General features: G+C 69.6%; 22 protein-coding genes. 9 read left to right on the plus strand and 13 right to left on the minus strand.

The genetic code is table 11. The features are described from left to right. Window positions 1-101 precede the first annotated feature (101 nt). Window positions 102-1,151 carry a hypothetical protein gene (locus RCP38_RS10485; protein ID WP_308472919.1) on the plus strand — a complete coding sequence of 350 codons (1,050 nt, stop codon included), beginning with the start codon at window positions 102-104 and terminating at the stop codon, window positions 1,149-1,151. Window positions 1,152-1,160: 9 nt separating this feature from the next. Here the strand turns inward: RCP38_RS10485 and RCP38_RS10490 are convergent, their stop codons facing one another. The 9 genes from RCP38_RS10490 to RCP38_RS10530 form a co-directional block, all read right to left on the minus strand. Further along, window positions 1,161-2,894, minus strand: coding sequence for an amidohydrolase (locus RCP38_RS10490; protein WP_308472920.1), 1,734 nt, complete (start codon window positions 2,892-2,894; stop codon window positions 1,161-1,163). Window positions 2,895-2,985: 91 nt separating this feature from the next. Then, window positions 2,986-3,810, minus strand: coding sequence for an MBL fold metallo-hydrolase (locus tag RCP38_RS10495; protein WP_308472921.1), 825 nt, complete (start codon window positions 3,808-3,810; stop codon window positions 2,986-2,988). Between the two features lie 2 nt (window positions 3,811-3,812). Then, window positions 3,813-4,154, minus strand: coding sequence for a metal-sulfur cluster assembly factor (locus tag RCP38_RS10500; RefSeq protein ID WP_308472922.1), 342 nt, complete (start codon window positions 4,152-4,154; stop codon window positions 3,813-3,815). Between the two features lie 29 nt (window positions 4,155-4,183). After that, window positions 4,184-4,648 (minus strand): Fe-S cluster assembly sulfur transfer protein SufU, encoded by a 465-nt coding sequence (sufU, locus tag RCP38_RS10505; protein WP_308472923.1) that lies wholly within the window; start codon window positions 4,646-4,648, stop codon window positions 4,184-4,186. Next, the gene (locus RCP38_RS10510) at window positions 4,648-5,919 is read right to left on the minus strand and encodes a cysteine desulfurase (RefSeq protein ID WP_308472924.1); all 1,272 of its coding nucleotides are present in this window, start codon (window positions 5,917-5,919) and stop codon (window positions 4,648-4,650) included. Before RCP38_RS10510 ends, sufU begins: the two co-directional genes overlap by 1 nt. Before the next feature lies 1 nt (window position 5,920). Further along, window positions 5,921-6,703: a Fe-S cluster assembly ATPase SufC gene (gene sufC, locus RCP38_RS10515; protein ID WP_308472925.1), complete on the minus strand. Its 783-nt coding sequence runs from the start codon at window positions 6,701-6,703 to the stop codon at window positions 5,921-5,923. A gap of 34 nt (window positions 6,704-6,737) precedes the next feature. Further along, window positions 6,738-7,904 carry a Fe-S cluster assembly protein SufD gene (gene sufD / locus RCP38_RS10520; protein ID WP_308472926.1) on the minus strand — a complete coding sequence of 389 codons (1,167 nt, stop codon included), beginning with the start codon at window positions 7,902-7,904 and terminating at the stop codon, window positions 6,738-6,740. Further along, window positions 7,904-9,361, minus strand: coding sequence for a Fe-S cluster assembly protein SufB (gene sufB / locus RCP38_RS10525; RefSeq protein WP_308472927.1), 1,458 nt, complete (start codon window positions 9,359-9,361; stop codon window positions 7,904-7,906). The genes sufD and sufB overlap by 1 nt, the downstream gene beginning before the upstream one ends. 66 nt (window positions 9,362-9,427) lie before the next feature. Beyond that, window positions 9,428-10,174, minus strand: a complete 747-nt coding sequence (locus RCP38_RS10530) for a helix-turn-helix transcriptional regulator (protein WP_308477191.1) — start codon at window positions 10,172-10,174, stop codon at window positions 9,428-9,430. 195 nt (window positions 10,175-10,369) lie between these two features. Between RCP38_RS10530 and mptB the strand changes: the two genes are divergently transcribed. Genes mptB through RCP38_RS10550 form a run of 4 tightly spaced genes read left to right on the plus strand, consistent with a single transcriptional unit; the run spans window position 10,370 to window position 14,831 of the window. Then, window positions 10,370-12,118 (plus strand): polyprenol phosphomannose-dependent alpha 1,6 mannosyltransferase MptB, encoded by a 1,749-nt coding sequence (gene mptB / locus RCP38_RS10535; RefSeq protein WP_308472928.1) that lies wholly within the window; start codon window positions 10,370-10,372, stop codon window positions 12,116-12,118. After that, window positions 12,115-13,056, plus strand: coding sequence for an ABC transporter ATP-binding protein (locus tag RCP38_RS10540; RefSeq protein WP_308472929.1), 942 nt, complete (start codon window positions 12,115-12,117; stop codon window positions 13,054-13,056). The genes mptB and RCP38_RS10540 overlap by 4 nt, the downstream gene beginning before the upstream one ends. After that, window positions 13,053-13,838, plus strand: coding sequence for an ABC transporter permease (locus RCP38_RS10545; RefSeq protein WP_308472930.1), 786 nt, complete (start codon window positions 13,053-13,055; stop codon window positions 13,836-13,838). The genes RCP38_RS10540 and RCP38_RS10545 overlap by 4 nt, the downstream gene beginning before the upstream one ends. Window positions 13,839-13,895: 57 nt before the next feature. Further along, window positions 13,896-14,831 carry a COX15/CtaA family protein gene (locus tag RCP38_RS10550; RefSeq protein WP_308477192.1) on the plus strand — a complete coding sequence of 312 codons (936 nt, stop codon included), beginning with the start codon at window positions 13,896-13,898 and terminating at the stop codon, window positions 14,829-14,831. Here RCP38_RS10550 and RCP38_RS10555 read toward each other — a convergent pair. Further along, the gene (locus tag RCP38_RS10555; RefSeq protein ID WP_308477194.1) at window positions 14,787-15,509 is read right to left on the minus strand and encodes an ATP-grasp domain-containing protein; all 723 of its coding nucleotides are present in this window, start codon (window positions 15,507-15,509) and stop codon (window positions 14,787-14,789) included. The two genes, RCP38_RS10550 and RCP38_RS10555, sit on opposite strands and share 45 nt — an antisense overlap. A gap of 31 nt (window positions 15,510-15,540) precedes the next feature. On the opposite strand from RCP38_RS10555, the gene RCP38_RS10560 reads away from it, so the two are divergent. After that, window positions 15,541-16,515: a quinone oxidoreductase family protein gene (locus tag RCP38_RS10560; protein ID WP_308472931.1), complete on the plus strand. Its 975-nt coding sequence runs from the start codon at window positions 15,541-15,543 to the stop codon at window positions 16,513-16,515. Here the strand turns inward: RCP38_RS10560 and RCP38_RS10565 are convergent. Beyond that, entirely contained in the window at window positions 16,512-18,092 is a 1,581-nt protein-coding gene (locus RCP38_RS10565) for a PPE family protein (protein ID WP_308472932.1), read from the minus strand. The genes RCP38_RS10560 and RCP38_RS10565 overlap by 4 nt on opposite strands. 24 nt (window positions 18,093-18,116) lie before the next feature. Further along, entirely contained in the window at window positions 18,117-19,700 is a 1,584-nt protein-coding gene (locus RCP38_RS10570; RefSeq protein ID WP_373692509.1) for a PPE family protein, read from the minus strand. 168 nt (window positions 19,701-19,868) lie between these two features. Between RCP38_RS10570 and RCP38_RS10575 the strand changes: the two genes are divergently transcribed. Continuing rightward, window positions 19,869-20,348 (plus strand): NUDIX hydrolase, encoded by a 480-nt coding sequence (locus RCP38_RS10575; RefSeq protein ID WP_308472934.1) that lies wholly within the window; start codon window positions 19,869-19,871, stop codon window positions 20,346-20,348. Window positions 20,349-20,366: 18 nt separating this feature from the next. On the opposite strand, the gene RCP38_RS10580 is transcribed toward RCP38_RS10575, so the two are convergent. Beyond that, complete coding sequence (locus tag RCP38_RS10580) at window positions 20,367-21,296, minus strand: heme o synthase (RefSeq protein WP_308472935.1); 930 nt, start codon at window positions 21,294-21,296, stop codon at window positions 20,367-20,369. A 208-nt stretch (window positions 21,297-21,504) separates the two neighbouring features. Here RCP38_RS10580 and tkt point away from each other — a divergent pair, with 208 nt between their 5' ends. After that, the gene (tkt, locus tag RCP38_RS10585) at window positions 21,505-23,595 is read left to right on the plus strand and encodes a transketolase (protein ID WP_308472936.1); all 2,091 of its coding nucleotides are present in this window, start codon (window positions 21,505-21,507) and stop codon (window positions 23,593-23,595) included. Window positions 23,596-23,624: 29 nt separating this feature from the next. After that, the gene (tal, locus tag RCP38_RS10590) at window positions 23,625-24,737 is read left to right on the plus strand and encodes a transaldolase (RefSeq protein ID WP_308472937.1); all 1,113 of its coding nucleotides are present in this window, start codon (window positions 23,625-23,627) and stop codon (window positions 24,735-24,737) included.

Below are 24,737 nucleotides of genomic sequence, written 5' to 3' on the forward strand. Positions count from 1 at the left end.
CCGACCTCGGGGTATCGACTTTCCGCGTAGAGACCGACCATCGGATCTGTCGCAGCCCTGCGCTAGCCTCTTCGGCGAATAGTCCAGAAAGGTGCACTTCAGTGGGGCAACGCCGAGATTCCTGGGACAACGCGACCATAGGCCTGCTGTTTCTCGTCGTCTCCGCTGTGCTGGGCGGGATCGGCGCCGTTATCGCCAAAGTGGGCGGCGCGTTCGTCGTCGCTATCGGCCAGTTCTGGATCCCGTTACTGATCATGGCCGCCTTGGCGGGTGTGGTGGCTGGTGTGGAGTATTTCCAGCGGCAGCGACAAGCCGCGGTGGAGGCCGAAGAACAGCGGCAACGCACCGCAGCGGCGTTGGCCCGCCGGACCGCGGAGAAGCAAACCGCCCGCGAGAAGGCCGAAGCGCAGGAACGTGCCGCGGCCCGCAAGCGAGTCGAGGACCGCAAGCGAGAGGCGGCCCGCAAGGAGGCCGAGGAACGGGAGCGGCGGGCGATCGAACGACGGAAGGCCGACCGCAAGGCGCGGATCGCGGAGATCGGCGAGTCCGCCGTCAAGCTGATCGAGCGGGCGGACGCTGCGGCGGCACGGGTCTGCGCAACCGAGGCGGCCCGCCTGGGTTGGCTCGGTGATCCCGATGATCTGGATTTCACCCCCGATCTGGCGATGATCACCGCGAGCGTGGAGGCCGGTGCGCAGTTGCGCCGGCTCGCCGATGAACTGAAGGCAATACCCGACCACACCGACGAAGACCGCACGCGACTCGCCGACGCCAAACGCAGCGCGGAGGCGTTGTGGCGGAAGGCGAATGCGCGAGCCAAACTCCTGGAAGAATGCGCGAATCGGGCCCGCCTGATCGACGAATCTCTCGAGCAGGAACGCCAGCGTGCGTTGATCGCCGAACGACGTGACGACGTGATCAGCCGGTTGGATGCGGCACTGTACGGTGTCGCCGCCACACCGGACAGCCCGCCGTCGGACAGCGCCGACAAGGTACTGGCCATGGTCGCCGCCTACCAGGAGATCAAGGGCAGCCTGGAGGTCGACCGTAGCCAGAAACCCGACGAGGATGCGGCCGAACCCACCGACGATTCGTCGTCATGGGGGGTGCTCACCCCGCTCAACCGCGCCTGGCACTGGGCCTTCGGCTAGCGGTTACCGCTACCCCAGCAGCTTCCCGTAGGTCTGCCGACCCATCAGGAAGGTGGCCTCCACCGCGACGTCGCGCAGTTCCTCGGGCGGCACGCTGCGCGGATTGTGCGACAGCACCACCAGATCGGCGTACTTGCCGGCCTCCAGGCTGCCGACCTCGCGATCCAGGTGCACCTGCCAGGCGGCGTTGATGGTCTGGGCCCGGATCGCCGCGTCGATCCCGATGCACTGCTCGGGTGCCAGCACCCGGCCGCTGCCCTTGGCGATCCGGTTCACCGCGGTGGCGATGTTGCCGATCGGGTTCGGCGGGGTGACGGTGCCGTCGTTGTGGAACGACAGCCGCAGCCCGGCGTCCAGCGCCGAGCGGGCCGACATCCAACGAGAACCGTGTTCGGGGCCGAACAGCTTGTCCACCAGCACATCTCCCCAGAAGTAGATGTGTTCGATGAACATGCTCGGGGTGATGCCCAGCTGGGCGGCCCGGCCGAACTGGTCCGGCCGCATGGCACCGACGTGTTCGATCCGGGGCCGCAGCGCCGGGGAGGTGCGCGCCTGCTCGAAAGCATCCAGCACCACGTCCACCGCGGCGTCGCCGTGCACGTGGCAGGACACCTGCCACCGTTGATCCACGAACGCCTGCGTCAGTTCCCGGATCTGTTCCGGGGTGTAGTTCAACCCGCCGCGATGGTTCGGTCCGAGCCCCATGCCCGCGGTGGTGGCATTGGTCAGGTACGGGAACGTGGTGAAGATGTTTCCCTGCCAGGGCGATCCGTCGGCCCAGATCTTCATCCCGATCTTGTCGAACAGCACGTCGGCGTGGGCCCGCCTGCCCCGGATGTTCTCCGAGTCCGCCGCCAACTCCGGGGTGCCGATCTCATAGGCGCGGATCCGCACCGCGCAGTCGTCCTGTTGGGCGAGTTTGCCGAACACCTCACCCTGGGCCCGCGAGTCGTAGGAGTGCTCGGTGGCCGTGGCGATCCCGGCCCGTGCCAGTTGGGAGTAGGCCCAGCGCAGATTGTCTCCGACGTTGGCCAGGATGGCTCCGGAGAACGGTGCCAGCAGTGCCATCACCGCAGCGGCTTCGCGCACCTCACCGGTGAGCTGCCCGTCACGCGAGTGCAGGAACTGCGCCCCGACCGGGTTCGGGGTGGTCTTGGTGATTCCGGCGGCGTTGAACGCCGCGGTGTTGCCGTAGGCGGCATGGCCGCTGTTGGCGACGATCACGACCGGATTGTTGGGCGCCAGCCGGGACAGCTCGGTGCGGGTGAAGGGCTGCAGGCCGGTCTGCAGCAGCGGGTCCACCCCGTTGAGCAGGATCGGCTGTCCCTTGGGGGTGTCGGCCACCGCCTCGGCGAGCTTGGTGAACACCCCGCCCGCGGTCGGCACCGTGAAGGGCCGCACGTCGATGGCCGGCGGCGCCAGGGTGGAGCCCATCTCGAAGGGATGACCGTGCGGTTCCACGAACGCCGGCAGCAGCGCGCGCCCCCGCAGGTCGATGACCGTGGTGGCCGATCCCCGTAGCTGCATCACCTCGTCGGCCGTGCCGACACGGGCGATCTTTCCGCCGGTCACCGCGAGCGCCTCGGCTTCGGGTGCGCCGGGGGCGACGGTCACCACCGGGCCGCCGACGAAGATGGTGTCGACCCCGGGGCGCGGCGAACCACACGCAGCCAGACCGCCGACCGCGGTCCCCGCCGCGGCGGCGGCCATCCCGGTCAGGAACCGTCGTCTGCTCGTCGTCACCGTGTCCGCATCTTCCTCACTTGGAGTCGACCGCCGCCAGAGGCCTTACGCGGTTCACGCGACGAGTATGGCAGCGACCGGTACCCACGGGTCAGGTGAGGTCGTCGTGATCGCCGCGTGCCCAGGCAGCGTGCCGGTCCGCCGAGAAGCGGACCGCCGCTGCGGCATCGGTGTCGATGGTGTTGGTGTGCAGCCCGTAGATGCGGTCGAACCGCAGCCGCTCCAACGTGTCGGCCATCCGCAGCACCACGGCCGCCGACAACGGAATGCGGTTCGGGTAGCTGCGCAGGAACGCCACGGTGCGCCGGTCCGGGTTGGGAAAAATGGTGTCGCCGACCAGCAGCACACCGCGCCCCTCGGCCCCGGCCGCCCAGCACAGGGCGGAACTGCCCGGGAAGTGACCACCGACCTGGCATACGGCCAGCCCCGGCGCGAGGTCCAGCCGACCCGACCAGTAGCTGATCGCCGGGTCCGGCCGCATCACCCATTCCCTGTCGGCGGCGTTGACATACACCGGTACTCCGCCGAGTCGGCGGCTCCATTCGGTCTGGGCGCCGAACATGTGCGGATGGCTGGTGACGACGCCCAGGACCGGTCCCCGTTCGTGCACGGCCGCCACCGCGGCGTCGTCGAGGAAACCCGGCGGATCCCACAACACGTTGCCGCGCGGTGTGCACACCAGCTTGCCCAACTGGCCGATGCCCAGGGGCGGGTTGTTACCGACGCCGATCAGCCCGGGCTCCAACTCGACGGTGTAGCAGGACATCCCCTCGGCGGCCAGCGCGTCCAGCGTCGCCCAGTGCTGGCCGTCGGCGGGCACCCATTGCCGATCATCGGCGCAGATCGCGCAGACCCGGGGTGTCGCGGCGTGCTCGACGCCGCAGGTCCGGCAGAGCCAGAACTCGCCGGCCGGCACGCCTAGACCGTGAACCCGACCGCGCGCATCATCTCGCGGCCCTCGTCGGTGATCTTGTCCGGGCCCCAGGCGGGCTCCCAGACCCAGGTGAGGTCGACCTTCTTGACCAATCCGGCGCCGACGGTGGCGTTCTCGATCTGCTCGGCGATCATGTCCTGCAGCGGGCAGGCCGGCGAGGTGAGCGTCATGGTGACGACCGCGGTCGGGCCGTCTTCATCCTGGCGGACGTCCAGGCCGTACATCAGCCCCAGGTCGACGACGTTGATGCCGATCTCGGGGTCGATGACGTCGTGCATCGATTCCTCGACCTCGGCGAGCAGTTCGTCGGTTCCGGTTTCGCTCATCGCTTCATCTCCTGGATTGTCGGACTGACTCACGCCAGTGTGTTTTGTTCCGTCTTGGCCAGTGCCTGTGCCAGTGCATCTTTGAACGCCATCCAGCCCAGCAGTGCGCATTTGACCCGCGCCGGGTATTTGGCGACCCCGGCGAATGCGACGCCGTCGCCGAGCACGTCTTCGTCGCCTTCCACCGCGCCCCGCGACGAGACCATCTCGTGGAACGCGTCGAAGGTCGTCAACGCCTGCTCCACCGTGGTGCCGATCACCTGGTCGGCCAGCACTGAGGTGGCCGCCTGCGAGATCGAGCAGCCCTGGCCGTCATAGGACACGTCGGCGATCTGCTCGCCGTCGGGCGACAGCGCCACCCGCAGCGTCAATTCGTCGCCGCAGGTGGGGTTGACGTGGTGTACCTCGGCGCCGTAGGGCTCCCGGAGCCCGCGATGCTGCGGGTGTTTGTAGTGATCGAGGATCACCTCTTGGTAGAACTGCTCCAGACGCACTACGCCACGCTCCCAGCGAAGAAGTCCACGGCCCGGCGAACACCCGCCAGCAAGCGCTCCACCTCCTCGTGGGTGTTGTAGACGGCGAACGACGCCCGTGCGGTCGCGGCCACGTTGAACTTGCGGTGCAACGGCATCGCGCAGTGGTGGCCCACCCGGACCGCGACACCGTCGTCGTCGAGTACCTGCCCCACATCGTGGGCGTGCACGCTGTCGATCACGAACGCCACCGGTGAGGCGCGGTCGACCATGCTGGTCGGCCCGACGATGCGCACGCCGGGGATCTCGGCGAGTCCCTCGAGTGCGGCGGCCACCAGTTCGCGTTCGTGGGCCGCCACCGCCTCCATCCCGATCGCATCCAGGTAGCGGGCGGCCGCGGCCAGCCCGACCACCTGGGAGGTCATCGGGGTGCCGGCCTCGAAGCGTTGCGGGGGCGGCGCATAGGTGCTCGACGCCATGGTGACCGTCTCGATCATCGATCCGCCGGTCAAGAACGGCGGCAGCTCCCCCAGCAACTCACGACGCCCGTAGAGCACCCCGATACCGTTGGGGCCCAACATTTTATGACCGGAGAACGCCGCGAAATCGACGCCTAGGGCGTGGAAGTCGACCGGCTGGTGTGGCACCGACTGGCAGGCGTCGAGCACCGTGAACGCGCCCACCGCCCGCGCCCGGGACACCAGTTCGCCGACCGGCGCCAGCGCGCCGGTGACGTTGGACTGGTGGGTGAAGGCGACGACCTTCACCCGCTCGTCGAGTTCCAGCGAATCCAGGTCGATACGCCCGTCCGGGGTCGCCTCATACCAGCGCAGCGTGGCACCGGTACGACGCGCGAGTTCCTGCCAGGGAATCAGGTTCGCGTGGTGTTCCAGTTCGGTGGTGACGATCACGTCGCCCGGGCCGACCGCGGCCGCAAAACGGTTGTCGCCGAGGACGTAGGAGACCAGGTTCAGCGATTCGGTGGCGTTCTTGGTGAACACCAGCTCGTCGGCGTCCGCGCCGACGAAGCCCGCGATCGCCGAGCGACCGTCCTCGTAGGCGTCGGTGGCCTCCTCCATCAACTGGTGTGCGCCGCGGTGTACCGCGCCGTTGGAGTTGAGCAGGAAGTCCCGTTCGGCGTCGAGCACCGGCAACGGCCGCTGCGAGGTGGCCCCGGAATCCAGGTAGGCCAGCCGGCTGCCACCGCGCATCACCCGGCTCAGGATCGGGAAGTCTGCCCGGATCGCGTCCACGTCCAGCTGCACCGACGACTTCGTGTCTGACACCGTCATGTCACGCCCCCGCTGCGGCCCCGGTGAAGCGCTCGTAGCCGTTGGCCTCGAGTTCGTCGGCCAGTTCCGGCCCGGCCGACTCGACGATCCGCCCGCCGGCGAACACGTGCACGAACTGCGGCTTGATGTAGCGCAGGATGCGGGTGTAGTGGGTGATCACCAACACGCCGCCGTTTTCGGCCTGCTGGTAGCGGTTCACGCCTTCGCTGACCACCCGCAGCGCGTCGACGTCCAGACCGGAGTCGGTCTCGTCGAGGATGGCGATCTTGGGCTTGAGCAGGCTCAGTTGCAAGATCTCGTGGCGCTTCTTCTCGCCGCCGGAGAAGCCCTCGTTGACGTTGCGCTCGCCGAAGCCGGAGTCGATCCCCAAGTCGGCGAACGCCGCGCGCTGCTCCTTGATCCACGTCCGCAGTTTCGGCGCCTCGCCGCGCACGGCGGTCACCGCGGTCCGCAGGAAGTTCGACATCGACACCCCCGGCACCTCGACCGGGTACTGCATCGCCAGGAATAGCCCGGCCCGGGCCCGTTCGTCGATACTCATCTCCAGTACGTCCTGGCCGTCGAGGGTGATCGAGCCGGACGTCACCGTGTATTTGGGGTGACCGGCGATCGCGTACGACAGGGTGGACTTGCCCGATCCGTTCGGCCCCATCAGGGCGTGCGTCTCGCCGGATTTCACCGTCAGGTCGACGCCGTGCAGGATCGGGATGGACTCCGCGCCGTCGGCACCGGCGCCGCCCGGCGACACACTCACGTGCAGTCCCTTGATTTCCAGTGTGCTCATTGCTGATTCGTGTCCTTAGTCGATGTCTGCGGGGTTATCGGTTCTCGGTGACCGCGAGTTCACGCTCGATGGCTTCGGTGAGGCGTTCCCGGATCTCCGGCACGGGGATCTGGGCGATGATCTCGCCGAAGAAGCCACGCACGATCAGCCGCCGGGCCTGGTCTTCGGGGATGCCGCGGGCCTGCAGGTAGAACAGCTGCAGGTCGTCGAATCGTCCGGTGGCGCTGGCGTGCCCGGCCTGGACGATCTCACCGGTCTCGATCTCCAGGTTCGGGATCGAGTCGGCCCGGGCGCCGTCGGCGAGCACCAGGTTGCGGTTCACCTCGAAGGTGTCGGTGGCCACGCCGGTCGCCCGGATCAGCACGTCGCCGACCCAGACGGTGTGCGCATCCGGCAGCGCCGAATCCGGGTCGCCTTGCAACGCGCCCTTGTAGAGCACGTTCGAGCGGCAGTTGGGCTGGGCGTGGTCGACCAGCAGTCGCGACTCCAGGTGCTGGCCGTCGTCGGCGAAGTACAGGCCGAGCAGTTCCGCGTCGCCGCCGGAACTGTCGAACCGGACCCGCCCGGTCAGCCGGACGAGTTCACCGCCGAGCTGTACCGCGGTGTGGCGCAACACCGCGTCCTTGCCCAGCGCGGCGTGGTGCATGGTGACGTGGACCAGGTCCTGCGCGCCGTCGCCGATCCACACCACGGTCAGCTGTGCGCCGTCACCGACCACGAATTCGACGTTGTCGGCGTAGGTTCCGCTGCCGCGCACATCGATCACCACCGTTGCCCGCGACAGTTCCTCGGCGCGTAACTGCAGATGGCCGTAGGCCGTCGTGCCCGCACCGGGGCCGGTGACGGTGACGGTGACCGGTTCGGCGATCTCGACGCCCTTGGGCACGGTCACCACCGTGGCATCGCGGAACGCCGAGAAGGCTTGGGCGGCAACACGGTCGGCGGGAACACCGGCGGCACCCAGGCGCTCGTCGCCGCGCGCGACGGTCTCGGTGCGTACGGACCCCGAGCCGTCGACCTCGATGGTCGCGGCCGCATCGGCGACCGCGGACCCGTCGTGCAGGCCGCGCAGCCGGCGTAGCGGGGTGAACCGCCAGGCCTCGTCACGACCGTGCGGAACCTCGAAGGCGTCGACGTCGAACGAGGTGAACTGGGCTCCCTTGTTGACGCCTTCGACCGCTTCGGTCAGAGAACTCGTCACTAGCCCACCGAGCCTTCCATCTGCAGCTGGATCAGCTTGTTGAGTTCCAGGGCGTACTCCATCGGCAGTTCCTTGGCGATGGGCTCGACGAAGCCGCGCACCACCATCGCCATGGCCTCGTCCTCGGTGAGGCCGCGGCTCATCAGGTAGAACAGCTGGTTCTCGCTGACCTTGGAGACCGTGGCCTCGTGGCCGACGGTCACGTCGTCCTCGCGGATGTCGACGTAGGGGTAGGTGTCACTGCGGGAGACGTCGTCGACCAGAAGGGCGTCGCACTTGACGCTGGACTTCGATCCGTTGGCGCCCTTGTGGATCTCCACCAGGCCCCGGTAGGAGGACCGGCCGCCGCTGCGCGCTACCGACTTGGAGACGATGTTGGACGAGGTGTTCGGCGCCAGGTGCAGCATCTTGGCGCCGGTGTCCTGGTGCTGGTCCTCGCCGGCGAAGGCCACCGAGAGCACCTCGCCCTTGGCGTGCTCGCCGGTCATCCACACCGCGGGGTACTTCATGGTGACCTTGGAGCCGATGTTGCCGTCGACCCACTCCATGGTGGCGCCGGCCTCGGCGCGGGCCCGCTTGGTGACCAGGTTGTAGACGTTGACCGACCAGTTCTGGATGGTGGTGTAGCGGCACCGGCCACCGGGCTTGACGACGATCTCCACCACCGCCGAGTGCAGCGAGTCACTGGAGTACACCGGCGCGGTGCAGCCCTCGATGTAGTGCACGTAGGCGTCTTCGTCGACGATGATCAGGGTGCGCTCGAACTGGCCCATGTTCTCGGTGTTGATCCGGAAGTAGGCCTGCAGCGGGATGTCGACGTGCACGCCCTTGGGCACGTAGATGAACGACCCACCGCTCCACACCGCGGTGTTGAGGGCGGAGAACTTGTTGTCGCCGGCGGGGATCACCGTGGCGAAGTTCTCCCGGAACAGGTCTTCGTGCTCCTTGAGCGCGGTGTCGGTGTCGAGGAAGATGACGCCCTGGGCTTCCAGATCCTCGCGGATCTTGTGGTAGACCACCTCGGATTCGTATTGCGCCGCAACGCCGCCGATGTAGCGCTGCTTCTCGGCCTCCGGGATGCCCAGGCGGTCGTAGGTGTTGCGGATGTCCTCGGGCAGGTCGTCCCAGGTCTGGGCCTGCTTCTCGGTGGACCGCACGAAGTACTTGATGTTGTCGAAGTCGATGCCGGACAGATCCGAACCCCAGTTGGGCATCGGCTTCTTCAGAAACGTCCGGTAGGCCCGCAGTCGGGCTTCCAGCATCCATTCCGGTTCGTTCTTCTTCGCGGAGATGTCGCGGACCACGGCCTCGGACAGGCCGCGCTGGGCGGCGGCGCCGGCGGCATCGGTGTCGGCCCAACCGTATTCGTACCGTCCCAGCGACGCGATCGTCTCTTCCTGGGTCGACGGCTCGACGGCCGCCGAAGCGGGCGCTGTGGCCTCCGGCGTGAGTGTCATGGTGACGCTCCTTCGGTGCTCGTGATGGCTTCGGCGCAGGGTCTGCGCGAAGGTCGATCGGTGCTGCTATTGCTGTTTTTTGACGGCTCCGACCGCGGCGGATTTACCGGCCTTGGCGGCCTTGATGCTCCGGTTGGTCAGCGGCACATGGGTGGTGCAGACGTAGCCGCCGTCGGCGATGGTGGCCAGGCGCTGCACGTGGGTGCCCAGGACCTCGGCCATCGCCTGGCGTTCGGCCCGGCACAGTTCCGGAAACTCCTTGGCGACGTTGGCGACCGGGCAGTGATGCTGCAGGATCTGCACTCCCGGTACACCGCCGTCGACCCGGGCGGTGGTGGCGGCGTAGCCGGCCTCCGACAGCGCACCGGCGATGCGCTCGGCGGTGGCCTCGAGGTCTGCATCGTCATCGGTCACGGTGGCGGCCTGCGCCACCTTGGCCAGGATGGTGTCGATGCGCTTGCGGGCGAACGCGACGACCGCGTCCTCGCCGCCGATCTCGCGGAGTTGGCGCATGGCCGCCACCGCGAGGTCGTCGTAGCGGTGGCCCAGCTTGCTCCGGCCCGCGTCGGTGAGTTGGAACCGTTTCGCCGGCCGACCGCGGCCGACCTGCTGCCAGGAGGCCGCCGCATGTGCCTCGGCGTCCCCCATCTCGATCAGGGCGTCGAGGTGTCGTCGCACCCCGGCCGCCGACAGCCCCAGCCTGGCGCCTATCTCCCCGGCGGTGATCGATCCGGATTCCATCAGCAACCGCACCACCGCGTGCCGGGTGTCGTGACCGCCGGCGAGGTCGCCCGCCGGCTGGGTGTCTGCCATAACCGCGCCGCCGGGGCGCTGCCCGGCGGTTTCGGTGCTGGCCTTCACCTCGGCCTCGAATTTCACAACACCAGTGTGACGCAATTCGGGGACTCGGTCTAGAAAGGGTTACCTCAGTTCAGGCCCTGATTCAGCGTTGCGCTCGTCACATCATGTGCGCGCCGGCGGAACGGGATCGGCCGTTACGCTCCTGGGATGGCACCCCGCCGGCAGTCGTTGAGCACGTCGATCGCGCATCTGCACGGCGACGAGCGCACCGTCGCCGCCCCCCTCGATGCCGTCGAACTGGTCGCACTGCGCAGGACCCGACTGTTCGGCGCCACCGGCACGGTGCTGATGGCGATCGGAGCGCTCGGTGCCGGCGCACGGCCGGTGGTGCAGGACCCGACCTTCGGAGTCCGGCTGCTGAACCTGCCGTCGCGCCTGCAGACGGTGGCCCTGACCATGACCACCACCGGCGCGGTGATGATGGCGCTGGCCTGGCTGATGTTGGGTCGCTTCGCGCTGACGTCGCCGTCGAAACCCGCCGGCGGTCCGGCCCGGCGAATGTCACGCAGCCAACTCGACCGCACCCTGCTGCTGTGGATGCTGCCGCTGCTGGTGGCCCCGCCGATGTACAGCAAGGACGTCTACTCCTATCTGGCACAGAGCCAGATCTCCCGGCTGGGCCTGGACCCGTACCGGATCGGCCCGGCCCCGGCCCTGGGACTCGACCATGTATTCACCCTGTCGGTGCCCAGTCTCTGGCGCGAGACCCCGGCCCCCTACGGGCCGCTGTTCTTGTGGATCGGTCGCGGCATCTCGGCGCTGACCGGGGAGAACATCGTCACCGCTGTGCTGTGCCACCGGGTGGTGGTGCTCATCGGCGTCGGGATGATCGTGTGGGCGGTGCCGCGGCTGGCGGCGCGCTGCGGAGTCGCCGAGGTCAGCGCCCTGTGGCTCGGGGCCGCCAACCCGCTGCTGCTGATGCATCTGGTGGCCGGCATCCACAACGAAGCCCTGATGCTCGGGCTGATGCTGACCGGCACCGAATTCGCGCTGCGCGGGATCACCGCCGCCCGGCCGTTGCTGCCGCGACTGTGGCAACGCCCGGACCCGCACGACTGGGTGCCGCTGGCCGAACTGGTGGCCGGAGCGGTGCTGATCACCCTGTCGTCGCAGGTCAAATTGCCGTCGCTGCTGGCGCTGGGCTTCGTGACCATGGCGCTGGGCTGGCGGATGGGCGGCGACCTGCGGGCGTTCGTGCTGGCCGGTACGGGCATGAGCGCGCTGGCCGTCGCGGTCACCGGACTGATCGGCTGGGCCAGCGACCTCGGATTCGGCTGGGTCTTCACCCTGGGCACCGCCAACGTGGTCCGCAGTTGGATGTCACCGCCGACCCTGATCGCGCTGGGCACCGGTCAGGTCGGGATTCTGTTGGGGCTGGGCGATCACACCACCGCCGTGCTGTCGCTGACCCGCACCATCGGCGTGCTGATCATCGCGGTGCTGGTCGCATGGCTGCTGCTGGTGGTCTTCCGCGGCCGCTTGCACCCGGTCGGCGGGCTCGGCGTCGCGCTGGGTATCACCGTGTTGCTGTTCCCGGTGGTCCAGCCGTGGTACCTGGTGTGGGCGATCATCCCGCTGGCGGCCTGGGCGACGCGGGCGAGCTTTCGGATCGCGGTGATCAGCGTGACCCTGCTGGTGGGGATCTTCGGCCCCACGGCCAACGGCGACCGATTCGCGCTGTTCCAGATCGTCGACGCCACCCTGGCCAGCGCGGTGGTGGTGCTCGGCTTGTTCCTGCTCACCTATCGGCGGCTGCCGTGGCGGGAGCTGCCGGCCGGGCCGCCCGAACCGGGCGGATCGGCGGGCCCCGACGGCGCCGAACCGAAGCAGGAGTCGCCGCAGCAGCCCACCCCCCGGCCGGCCTCGGCCACCGACGCTTACGCTGATTCTCCGTGAACTCAGGTGTCGCGGTGCGCTTGCGCGGGGTGCGCAAACGCTACGGGGCCGGTCCGACCGCGGTCGAGGCGGTCGCCGGCCTCGATCTCGAGGTCCAGACCGCCGAAGTGTTCGCCCTGCTCGGCCCCAACGGCGCCGGCAAGACGACGACGGTGGAGATGTGCGAGGGCTTCGTGCGCCCGGACGCCGGAACCATCGAAGTCCTCGGCCTGGACCCGATCGCCGACAACGACCGGCTGCGGGAACGCATCGGGGTGATGTTGCAGGGCGGCGGCGGTTACCCGGCCGCGCGGGCCGGCGAGATGCTGAAGCTGGTGGCGTCGTATTCGGCGAACCCGCTGGACCCGCAGTGGCTGCTGGACACCCTCGGCCTGACCGATGCCGCACGCACCACCTACCGTCGGCTCTCCGGCGGGCAGCAGCAGCGCCTGGCGCTGGCCTGTGCACTGGTCGGCCGCCCGGAGTTGGTCTTCCTCGACGAACCGACCGCCGGCATGGACGCCCACGCCCGGCTGCTGGTCTGGGAGTTGATCGACGCGTTGCGCCGCGACGGCGTGACCGTGGTGCTCACCACCCACCATCTGCGCGAAGCCGAAGAGCTGGCCGATCGGCTGCTGATCATCGACCACGGCACGGTCGTCGCCGCGGGAACGCCGACGGAGCTGACCCGCCGGGGTGCCCAGGGGCAGCTGCGCTTCACCGCTCCCCCGCGGCTGGACCCGACCCTGCTGGTCGCCGCGCTGCCGGAGGGGTATCGAGTCGATGAACTGCAGCCCGGCGAGTATCTGGTCGAAGGCGGGACCATCGACCCGCAGGTGCTGTCCACCGTCACGGCGTGGTGCGCGCGGATGGATGTGCTGGCCACGCAGCTTCGGGTGGAGCAGCGCAGCCTCGAGGACGTGTTCTTGGAGCTGACCGGACGGGAGCTTCGGCCATGACGCAGCGGACTTTCGCGCCGGGCACCTTCACCCCGGATCCGCGGCCGGCCGGGGTGCCGGCGATGCTGGCGGCGCAGTACCGGCTGGAGCTGGCGCTGCTGCTGCGCAACGGCGAACAACTGTTGTTGACGATGTTCATCCCGATCACCCTGTTGATCGGGTTGACGTTGCTGCCCCTGGGGCCGTTCGGCGACGGGCATACCGAGCGTGCCACCACGGTGCTGCCGGTGATCATGTCCCTGGCGGTGATCGCCACCGCGTTCACCGGTCAGGCCATCGCGGTGGCGTTCGACCGGCGCTACGGGGCACTGAAACGGCTGGGCGCCACCGCACTGCCGGTGTGGGGGGTGATCGCCGGTAAATCGCTGTCGGTGGCCACCGTGGTGCTGCTGCAGTCGGTGCTGCTCGGGTCCATCGGACTCGCACTGGGTTGGCGGCCGCCGGTGGCCGGGCTGATGCTGGGAGCGGTGGCCATCGCGCTGGGTACCGCGTGCTTCGCGGCGCTGGGCCTGCTGCTCGGCGGCAGCCTGCGAGCCGAGATCGTGCTGGCCGGCGCGAACCTGCTGTGGTTCGTCTTCGGCGGCTTCTCGGCGCTGACGGTGGAGACCGACCTGGTACCGGGCGCGATCCGCTGGCTCGCCCGGCTGACCCCCTCCGGCGCACTCACCGAAGCACTGGCCCAGGCCCTGAGTGTCTCGGTCGATTGGTTCGGCATCGCGGTACTGGTGGTGTGGGGCGTCTTGGCTGCGGTCGGTGCGGTGCGGTGGTTCCGCTTCAGTTGACCTACTACAGGACGTAGTTACCGATCCTCTACGATCAGGCGCGTGGGACGGTTCCTGATGCGCCTGGTCGACCTGCTGCCCGAGCCGGGTCTGCGCACCCAGCGCTGGCTGGCGGCCGCGGTCGTGTTCACCCAGGGATTCATCTCGGTCACCGGGGCGATCGTCCGGGTCACCGCATCGGGGTTGGGGTGTCCGACCTGGCCGCAGTGCTTCCCGGGCAGCTACGTCCCGGTGGCCGTCTCCGAAGTCCCGCGGATCCATCAGGCCATCGAATTCGGCAACCGGATGGTCACCTTCGCGGTGGTCATCACCGCGGCCTGCGCCGTACTCGCGGTGATCCGGGCCCGGCGACGCACCGAGGTGCTGGTCTACGCCTGGCTGATGCCCGGTTCCACGGTGCTGCAGGCGGTGATCGGCGGTATCACGGTGCGCACCGGGCTGGCGTGGTGGACCGTGGCGGTGCACCTGCTGGTGTCCATGCTGATGGTGTGGCTGGCGGTGCAGTTCCACGCGAAAGTCGGTGAACCCGACGACGAATCGGCCGTGGTGATCGACCGGGTGCCTGCGCCGCTGCGCGGGTTGACCGCGCTGTGTGCGGCCACCCTGGCCGCGGTGCTGGTGACCGGCACCCTGGTGACCGGCGCCGGCCCGCATGCCGGAGACAAGAGCGCGACCCGCACGGTGGCCCGGCTCAAGGTGGAAGTCGCCACACTCGCCCACCTGCACGAGTCCCTGCTGATCGCCTTCCTGGGGCTGCTGGTGGGCCTGTGCTTCGCCCTGGCTGCCGTCCGGGCGGCCAAGGTCGTGATCCGCCGACTGGCGCTGGTGATCGCCCTGACGTTCGCCCAGGGCGTGATCGGCGTCGTCCAATACTTCACCGGCGTACCGGCGGTGCTGGTGATCCTGCACGTCGCGGGCGCGGTGCTGGTCACCGGGGCGACCGCGGCGCTATGGGCGTCGCTGCGCGAGCGGACCCAGCCCCAGACGCTCTAGGGCCGCGCCGACCGCCACCGCGAATCGCCGCTGAGCCGACTCGCGCTGCTCGCGGACAAGTGCCGCCCAGCCCAGGTCCGGGGCGATCAGATCCAGGCTCACCAGACCGGAGTCGGCGGCGGTCCCCGCCACCTCGATGCGCGCGTACAGCAGTTCTTCGATACGGATGCTCAGCCGTTCGGCGGCCGAGCGCAGCGCCCACCGCCCCACGTCCCACAGTTCGAAGTCCGGGTCGGGGCCCGCGGCACCGAACGCGTGCGACCGGCCCGCACCGAAGAACACCAGCGACGTGACCTCCGAGGACGCGCGGCCCACCGCCATCGGCACCCCGTCGCACTGCAGATCGGCCAGGTAACGGGCCTCGGCGTTCCACGCCACGACTTCGGGCGGGTTCAGCAGATTGCGCACCCGGGTGGTCCACGCCGCGAATTCGGCCGGCCGGTCCGCGCCGGCCGTGCGCAGCACGACCAGGTCCGCTTCGAGCGTGTCGGGGTCGTCCCAGGGCAGGCGCCGGGCCTGGAGCCCGCGGCGGCGCAGCGCATCGATCAGACCGGCGTCGCCGGTGTCGTCGGCGCCGCCGGCAGCCTCCGATGTCACAACGGCGCCGGGGTGGCCGCGCCGCGAATCGACCGCCAACACGATGCGCGGATGGAAGATGTCGGGCCGGGCCAGCTTCATGCAGACCTCACGTTCGGAGATGATAGTCACCATGCACGCCGTTGAAGTCGCCGCGACCGGTGGACCCGAGGTTTTGAGCTACGTCGACCGGCCTCGGCCCTCGCCCGCCGCCGACGAGGTGGTGATCCGCACCGAGTCGATCGGGGTCAACTACATCGACACCTATTTCCGGTCCGGGATCTACCCCGCCGCGTTGCCGTTCGTGGTCGGCAACGAGGCCGCGGGAACGGTGGTCGAGGTCGGTTCCGGCGTGGGATCACCGCAAGTGGGCGACCGGGTGGTGACGGCTGCCGCCCGCGGCGCCTATGCCGAATACTGCACGGCGCCTGCGGCTTTGACCGCTGTCCTCCCCGCGGGGATCGGCTCCGATGTGGCCGCCGCCGCACTGTTGAAGGGGGTGACGGCGCACTATCTGGTGAAATCGGTGTATCCGGTGCAGCCCGGCGACACCGTGCTGCTGCACGCCGGCGCCGGCGGGGTGGGCCTGCTGCTGACCCAGTGGGCCACCGCCCTGGGCGCCCGGGTGATCACCACGGCGTCGAGTCCGGCCAAAGCCGAGTTGTCCCGGCAAGCCGGCGCCGTCGAGGTGCTGGACTACCCCGGCGAGGACGCCGCGGCGTTCGGTGCCCGGGTGCGCGAATTGAGTGACGGCGGTGTGGCCGTGGTCTACGACGGGGTGGGTGCGACGACGTTCGACGCCAGCCTGGCCAGCCTGTCGGTGCGTGGGACGCTGGCACTGTTCGGTGCGGCCAGCGGGCCGGTGCCGCCGGTGGATCCGCAGCGGCTCAACGCGGCCGGCTCGGTCATGCTGACCCGCCCCAATCTGGTTCATTTCACCCGTACCGCCGCGGAGTTCGGTTGGCGTTCGGGTGAGTTGTTCGAGGCGATCGCCGACGGCACGCTCACGGTGACGGTGAGCCGGCATTACCCGCTGGCCGATGCCGCACAGGCGCACCGGGACCTGCAGGGCCGGCGCACGGTGGGCTCGATCGTGCTCGATCCTTAACGGTGCTGCCAGGTCTCCGGCAGTAGCGGCAGCTGCAGTCGGGCGGTGAGTCCGGCCGCCCGCGGGCCGTCGGGCGACACCGCACCGGCACGGCCCAGTTCCCCGCCGCCGTGATCCGACGCCGACGTCGGCGCCCAGTCCGGGCGGACTCCGACCGTCATATCCAACACCGCGTCCTGGTGTCCCGGCCTGCTCCTGCGCCTTCGGCGACGGTCGGTCCGGCGGGCGGGCGTCACGGCCGCAATCGGGTCGACGGCCGGGGTGTGCGTCCTGCGCGTGGCGGTCGCCGGGATGCCGGCGTGGGCCCCGAGTCCCGAACCGGTGTCGATGCCGGGACCGCCGCCGATCAGATACGGGACCAGAGCCGGACCCGTCGGTGCGGCCGCCGGCGCGGACGGCGGCGCCGCGGGGCTCGCGCCGGCCGGCACGGTGGCCGGTGGCGCCGTGGGAGGGCCCGCGGGCGGCGTCATCACGGCCGGACCGGCGGCGGCAGTCGGTATCTCCACCGCGGGCAACGGCGTCGTCGGCACCGGGGGCACTCCCGCCGCGGCCGGCGACCCGAGCCCCGCGAGTCCGGAGAGGCCGCCGAGGGCGCCGGCCGGGGCCAGCACCGCACCGGCGGCGGCGAACAGGGCCGGCGACTGGCTGACCGCGGTGGCGAATTGGGCGATATGGGTCGGCCAGTCGAACAGCATCAGCGCCGCGATGTATTGCAGCGCCGGGATGAGCCGACTGGGATCCTGGGTCACGTTGAGGAAGTCCTCGAACAGCTCCAGCGACCTGGCCAGGTACCAGATCGGTTGCGCCGCATTCGAGTAGTAGTCGTAAACCTGCCCGTTGAGCGTCCCGGCGGCAGGATTCCAGTGGATCCCGAAATTCTCCAGGAAATGGGCGACGGCGGTGGTCACGCCATTGGAGATCATCGGGTCGTGTGCGGTCACGCCGTCTTGGATGCCCAGGCTTTTCAGGATCGGCTGGAGCAGGTCCAGCAGACCTTGCAGCGGGTTCTCCGAGGAGTCCGCCGCGGTGCCCGCGGCCGGTCGATGAATCGGCGGCGGCGTGGCACCGGCGGGGGCCGCGGCCACCACCGCCGCACAGGTGCCCTGATAGGTCGCCATGACCGTGGCGGCCTGCCACCACATGCGGGCGTAGTCGGCCTCGTTGAGCGCGATCGGGATGGTGTTGATCCCGAAGAAGTTGGTGGCCACCAAGCCCGCGTGGACCGCATGGTTCGCGGCCAGTTCCGCGAGCGTCGGCATCGCCGCCTGCGCGGCGCCATAGGCCGCAGCCGATGTCCGGTGTCCGGCCGCCAGCTGTGCGCTGTCCGCGCTCGACCGGTGCAGCCACGCCAGATAGGGCTGGTGTGCCGCAAGATATTGCTCAGCGGCGACGCCCTGCCACAGCCCGGCCGCCACCGTTGTCAGCACGGCCGTCAGCTCGTCGGCCGTCGCCTGGTAGGCGGCGCTCAGCGCGGTCCAGGCGTCGGCGGCGGCAAGCATCGGCCCGGGGCCCGGACCGCAGTTCAGCAGCGCCGAATGCACCTCGGGCGCGACCGCCATCCAGACCGGACCGAACACAAGGTGTCACTATAGGCGAACTTCTTATTTCGGCTCCCCGAACTCTTGGTGTGGCGCGGCACTCCAACCGGTCGGCAACAACGGTGCCCGCGGGCCGTCGCCGAGGCTCCCTCCGACCGCCGTCGTCATCCCCGCGGCCGCGGCGACCTCGCGCGCCTGCGTGCCGGCGAATCCGGTGTGGATCGCGCTGCGCGCCGACATCGTCACGATGCCGGACGCGGCCGGCGAGGTGTCCCGGTCCGGCTCCACGCGAACACCGATGTCCATCGCCGCGTCGGCCGGGCGACGCCTGCGTGCGCGTCGGCGGCGTCGGGCCCGTGCCTCGTCGCGCGCCGCGGCGGCCGCGGCATCCACCGCGGCCGCACCGCGGGGTTCGGAAGCGCTGCGGGACACACCGGAACGGGCGGGCCACCCGACTGCGGCCCCGGTACCGGGCGGGCCGATCAGATACGGCGGGAACCCCGGGGCCGCACCCGGCGGAGGCGGCCCCGGGGGAACTCCGGCCCCGACACCGGCCGCCCCCGACACCGGCACCGGGGCCGGGGCCGGTGTCGGTGTCGGAGCCGGTGGCATGGCCGATGCGGCCGGGCCCGCCGAAACCGCACCGCCACCGGGCAGGACCATGGGCGCACCGGCCACCGGTGCCGCGACGACAGGCGGTGGCGGCCCGGACAGGCCCGCCAACCCCGCCAGCCCGCCGACCGGGGCGACCAGGACGCCGACCGCGGCGGCGAACAACGCCGGCGACTGGCCGATCCCCGAGGCGATCTCGGCGATATGCGTCGGCCAGTCGAACTCGGCGAGCTGGACCAGATATTGGAACGCCACTGCGGGGTTCTGCTGGAAGTTCACGCCGAGCTGCTGAAAATCCTCGAGCAGTTCCAGGGCACGGACCAGCCAGAACATCGGCCGGCTGGGATCGGTGTACTGGTCGTAGGGGATCCCGTTCACCATCGCGTGCGCCGGATCCCAGTTGACCTGTCCGTTGCTGGCGGTGTGCAGCAGTCGGGCGATCAGTTGATCCAGTGGATCGTCGACGGTGGGATCGGTGCCCGGGTGGCCGCCGGCATCCGCGGGCCGGGTGTCGGCCTTGACGATCGGGGGCGCCGCCGCGGTGCGCGGCAGCGTGGCCAGCGCCGCGCCGCTCACCGCGGCGTAGCCGGACATGGTCACGGCGGCCTGCACCCACATCCGCACGTAATCGGTCTCGTTGAGCGTGATCGGAATCGTGTTGATCCCGAAGAAGTTCGTCGCCACCAGCACCGCATGCACGGCATGGTTGGCGGCCAGTTCCGCCTGAGTGGGCATCGCGGCCAGCGCTGCGGCGAACGCCCCGGCGGCCGTCTGGTACCGGGCGGCGGTGACCGCACTGTCCGAGCCGGCCCGGACCAGCCAGGCCAGGTAGGGACCGTGCGCCGCCGCATACGACTCGGCGCTCGGACCCGACCACGCCCCGGCCCGGACCGTCGCCAGCACCGCGTCGAGTTCCCCGGCGATATCGGCGTATTCGGCGCTCAAGGCCGACCATGCCGACGCGCCGGCCAGCAGCGGTCCCGGACCGGCCCCGGAGTGCAGCAGCGCCGAGTGCACCTCCGGCGGTGATGCCATCCACACCGGCGCCGGAGCCGTCACGGCCGGGCACCCGCCATCGCGATGAATATGATTTTCATTATCTTTGATTGGATACCGGCGGTGGTCGCGCGACAAGACAGATCTCCTCCGTGTCACCTGCGGTAACGCTGTGAATTACGCCGTGTCGCTGGCACCATCGGGGACATGCCGACCCCGCAGTTCATCGTCGACCTCCGCGCTCACATCGGGCATGACCCGCTGTGGCTGATCGGCGTCACGGCGGTGGTGATCCGTGGCGAGGAGGTCCTGCTGGTCGAGCGCGCCGACAACGGCATCTGGGCGCCCGTGACGGGGATCGTCGATCCGGGCGAAGAGCCCGCCGACGCCGCGGTACGCGAAGTGGCCGAAGAGACCGGTGTCACCGCCGTGCCGCAGCGGCTGGCCTGGGTCCACGTCACCGAGCCGGTCACCCATGCCAACGGTGACCGTGCGCAGTACCTCGATCACGTCTTCGCCATGAGCTGGGTGGCCGGGGAACCCTATCCGGCCGACGACGAGAGCACGGCCGCGCGCTGGTGCCCGTTGGGCGGGCTGCCGGACATGCCCGAGCGGATGCGACGCCGCATCACCGCGGCACTGGACTCCGGTACAGCGACCCGGTTCGAATGGACCGGGCGCCGGTAGCGCGGCGGTACCGGGGTTTTAGAACGGCAGCAGGGTGGGCAGGCCGAGCGCGGAATCCACCGCCAGCGCGCAGAACACCGCCGCCAGGTAGTTGTTGGACTGCAGGAACAACCGCAGCGGCTTCACCGGCTCACCGCGCCGTACCCCGGCGTAGAGCTGGTGGGCCATGGCCAGGAACCATGCGCCGGCCAGCACCGCGACGGCCGCGTAGAGCCAGCCGGCGGCGGGGATCAGCGCCAGCGTGGCGATGACGGTCGCCCAGGTGTAGACCACGATCCGGTGCGTCACGACGCGCTCGCTGGCGACCACCGGCAGCATCGGCACGCCCGCGGCCGCGTAGTCCTCCTTGTAGCGCATCGCCAGCGCCCAGGTGTGCGGCGGAGTCCAGAAGAAGATCACCAGGAACATCACCAGCGCCGGCCAACCGACGGTGCCCGTCACCGCCGACCAGCCGATCACCACCGGCATGCAGCCGGCCGCCCCGCCCCACACGACGTTCTGCGAGGTCTGCCGCTTGAGCAGCATGGAGTAGACCAAGACATAGAAGGCGATGGTGGCCACGGCCAGCACACCCGACATCAGGTTGGCGGTGCGCCACAGCCAGACGAAGGACACCGCGCCGAGCACCAGACCGAAGATCAGAGCGTTTCGCGTCGGCACCGCGTCACGGGCCAGCGGTCGCCGCGCGGTGCGTTTCATCACTTTGTCGATGTCGGCGTCGACCACGCAGTTCAGCGCGTGTGCGCCGGCTGCGGCGAGCATTCCACCGATCATCGTGTTGAAGATCAGCAGCGGATTCGGATGACCGCGGTCGGCCAACAGCATCGCGGGGATGGTTGTGACCAGCAACAACTCGATGATCCGCGGCTTGGTCAGCGACAGGTACGCCAACAACGTGCTGCGGATAGCGCGTATTCGGCGCGGCTGCGCGCGCTCGCGAATACTCACGTGATGACTCCTTGGATGGCAGCTGCGACCACAGCCTCTACTACGGACGATGGTAGACCGCCCGGGCAGGTCAGCCGAATCGCAGGGTCGATTCACGGCGAATCCACACCACCACCGGACCTGCGACACCGGTCCCCACGCCGCTAGTGTTACGGGTGAAGACCGGCCCGCCCCGACCTAAATTCTCGAAGATGAGGACCTGACGTTCGTGACCACTGCTGCAGAGATCTCCGCTCTCACCACCCCGCACCACCCCGCAGACTGGGCCGAGATCGACTCCGTCGCCGTGGACACCGCCCGGGTGCTGGCCGCCGACGCGGTGCAGAAGGTCGGTAACGGCCACCCCGGCACCGCGATGAGCCTGGCCCCGCTGGCCTACACGCTGTTCCAGCGGGTGATGCGGCACGACCCGTCGGACACCGGATGGCTGGGCCGCGACCGGTTCGTGCTGTCCTGCGGGCACTCCAGCCTGACCCTGTACATCCAGCTCTACCTGGGCGGTTTCGGTCTGGAGCTGGCCGACATCGAAGCGCTGCGCACCTGGGGCGCCAAGACGCCCGGGCATCCGGAGTTCGGCCACACCAAGGGCGTGGAGATCACCACCGGCCCGCTCGGCCAGGGCCTGGCCTCCGCGGTCGGCATGGCGATGGCGGCCCGCTACGAGCGCGGCCTGTTCGACCCGGACGCCGCGCCCGGCGAGAGCCCGTTCGACCACTACGTCTACGTGATCGCCTCCGACGGTGACATCCAGGAAGGTGTCACATCCGAGGCGTCGTCGCTGGCCGGCGTTCAGCAGCTGGGCAACCTGATCGTCTTCTACGACCACAACAAGATCTCCATCGAGGACGACACCGCGATCGCGTTCAGCGAGGACACCGCGGCCCGCTACCGCGCCTACGGCTGGCACGTCCAGGAGGTCGAGGGCGGCGAGAACGTGGCCGGCATCGAGGAGGCGATCGCGGCGGCGAAGGCCGTCACCGACAAGCCGTCGTTCATCTCCCTGCGCACGATCATCGGCTACCCGTCGCCGAGCAAGATGAACACCGGCGCCATCCACGGCTCGGCGTTGGGCGCCGACGAGGTGGCCGCCACCAAGTCCGCGCTCGGTTTCGACCCGGACAAGTCCTTCGACGTCCGCGACGACGTGATCGCCCACACCCGCGCCCTGGTGGCCCGTGGCAAGCAGGCCCACGACGCCTGGCAGGCCGACTTCGATGCGTGGGCGGCACGCGAGCCCGAGCGCAAGGCGCTGCTGGACCGGCTGCTGGCCGGCGAGCTGCCCACCGGCTGGGACGCCGACCTGCCGTCCTGGGAGCCCGGCTCCAAGGCGGTGGCCACCCGCGCCGCCTCCGGCAAGGTGCTCAACGCGGTCGGCGCGAAGCTGCCGGAATTGTGGGGTGGCTCAGCCGATCTCGCGGGCAGCAACAACACCACCATGGACGGCGTCAAGTCGTTCGGCCCGGCCTCGATCTCCACCGGCGAGTACACCGCCGACCCCTACGGCCGCACCCTGCACTTCGGGATCCGCGAGCACGCCATGGGTTCGATCCTGTCCGGCATCGCCCTGCACGGACCCACCCGCGCCTACGGCGGCACCTTCCTGCAGTTCTCCGACTACATGCGTCCCGCGGTACGGCTGGCGGCGCTGATGGACATCGACCCGATCTACGTGTGGACGCATGACTCGATCGGGCTCGGCGAGGATGGTCCCACCCACCAGCCCATCGAGCATCTGTCGGCACTGCGCGCCATCCCCCGTCTGGCGGTGGTGCGTCCGGCCGACGCCAACGAGACCTCCTACGCGTGGCGCACCGTGCTGGCCCGCGGCGCGACCAGCGGCCCGGTCGGGCTGATCCTGACCCGGCAGAACGTGCCGATCCTGGAGGGCACCGACGCCGACGGCGTCGCCCGCGGCGGGTACGTGTTGAGCGCTTCGGCCGGCGACGAGCCCGATGTGGTGCTGATCGCGACCGGCTCCGAGGTGCAGTTGGCGGTCGAAGCGCAGAAGATGTTGGCCGCCAAGGATATCGACGCCCGGGTGGTGTCGATGCCGTGCCTGGAGTGGTTCGAGGCGCAGCCGGCCGACTACCGCGACTCGGTGCTGCCGCCGGCGGTCTCGGCGCGGGTGGCCGTCGAAGCCGGTATCGCGCAGTGCTGGCACAAGATCGTCGGCGACACCGGCGAGATCGTTTCGATCGAGCGATACGGGGAATCCGCCGACTACCAGACCCTGTTCCGGGAGTTCGGTCTGACCGCAGAAGCCGTCGCCGCCGCGGCCGAACGCACCCTGGACAACTGAACGACTCTCGATTCACTAAGGAGCGCAACATGACTCAGAATTCCCAGCTTGCCGCTCTGAGCGCCGCCGGCGTATCGGTGTGGCTCGACGACCTGTCCCGGGACCGGCTCACCTCCGGCAACCTGGCCGAGCTGATCGCCACCCGCAGCGTGGTGGGAGTGACCACCAACCCGACCATCTTCCAGAAGGCCCTGGAAAAGGGGCATGCCTACGACGCGCAACTGCGTGAGCTGGCCGGCCGCGGCGCCGACGTGGACGCGGTGATCCGCACCGTCACCACCGACGACGTGCGCAACGCCTGCGATCTCTTCACGGCGGCCTGGGAGGCCTCCGACGGCGTCGACGGGCGGGTCTCGATCGAGGTCGATCCGCGCCTGGCCCACGAGACCGAGAAGACCGTCGCCCAAGCCGTGGAGCTGTGGAAGATCGTCGACCGGCCCAACCTCTACATCAAGATTCCGGCCACCAAAGCCGGCCTGCCGGCCATCACCGCCGTGCTGGCCGAGGGGATCTCGGTCAACGTGACGCTGATCTTCTCCGTGGAACGGCACCGTGAGGTGATGGACGCCTATCTGGCCGGCCTGGAGGCCGCCCGGGCCGCCGGGCACGACCTGTCCAAGATCCATTCGGTGGCATCGTTCTTCGTCTCGCGGGTGGACACCGAGATCGACGCCCGACTGGAGAAGCTCGGTACCGCCGATGCGTCGGCGTTGCGCGGCCAGGCCGGACTCGCCAACGCGCGACTGGCCTACGCCGCCTACGAGGAGGTCTTCGGCGGCGAACGCTTCGCTGCCCTGGCCGGACACGGCGCCCGGGTCCAGCGACCGCTGTGGGCGTCGACCGGGGTGAAGAACCCCGACTACCCCGACACCCTCTACGTGACCGAACTGGTGGCGGCCAACACCGTCAACACCATGCCCGAGCCCACCATGGAGGCGGTCGCCGACCACGGGACGGTCACCGGCGACACCATCGCCGGCACCGCGGCGGCATCCCAGCAGATCTTCGACCGGCTCGCGGCGGTCGGCATCGACCTGGCGGATGTGTTCGCGGTGCTGGAGTCCGAGGGCGTGGAGAAGTTCGAGGCGTCCTGGGGCGAACTGTTGGACGCGACATCGGCGCAGCTGCAAGCGGCCAAGTGA

It is taken from the genome of Mycolicibacter sp. MU0083, assembly GCF_963378075.1.
Classification (GTDB): Bacteria; Actinomycetota; Actinomycetes; order Mycobacteriales; family Mycobacteriaceae; genus Mycobacterium; species Mycobacterium kokjensenii.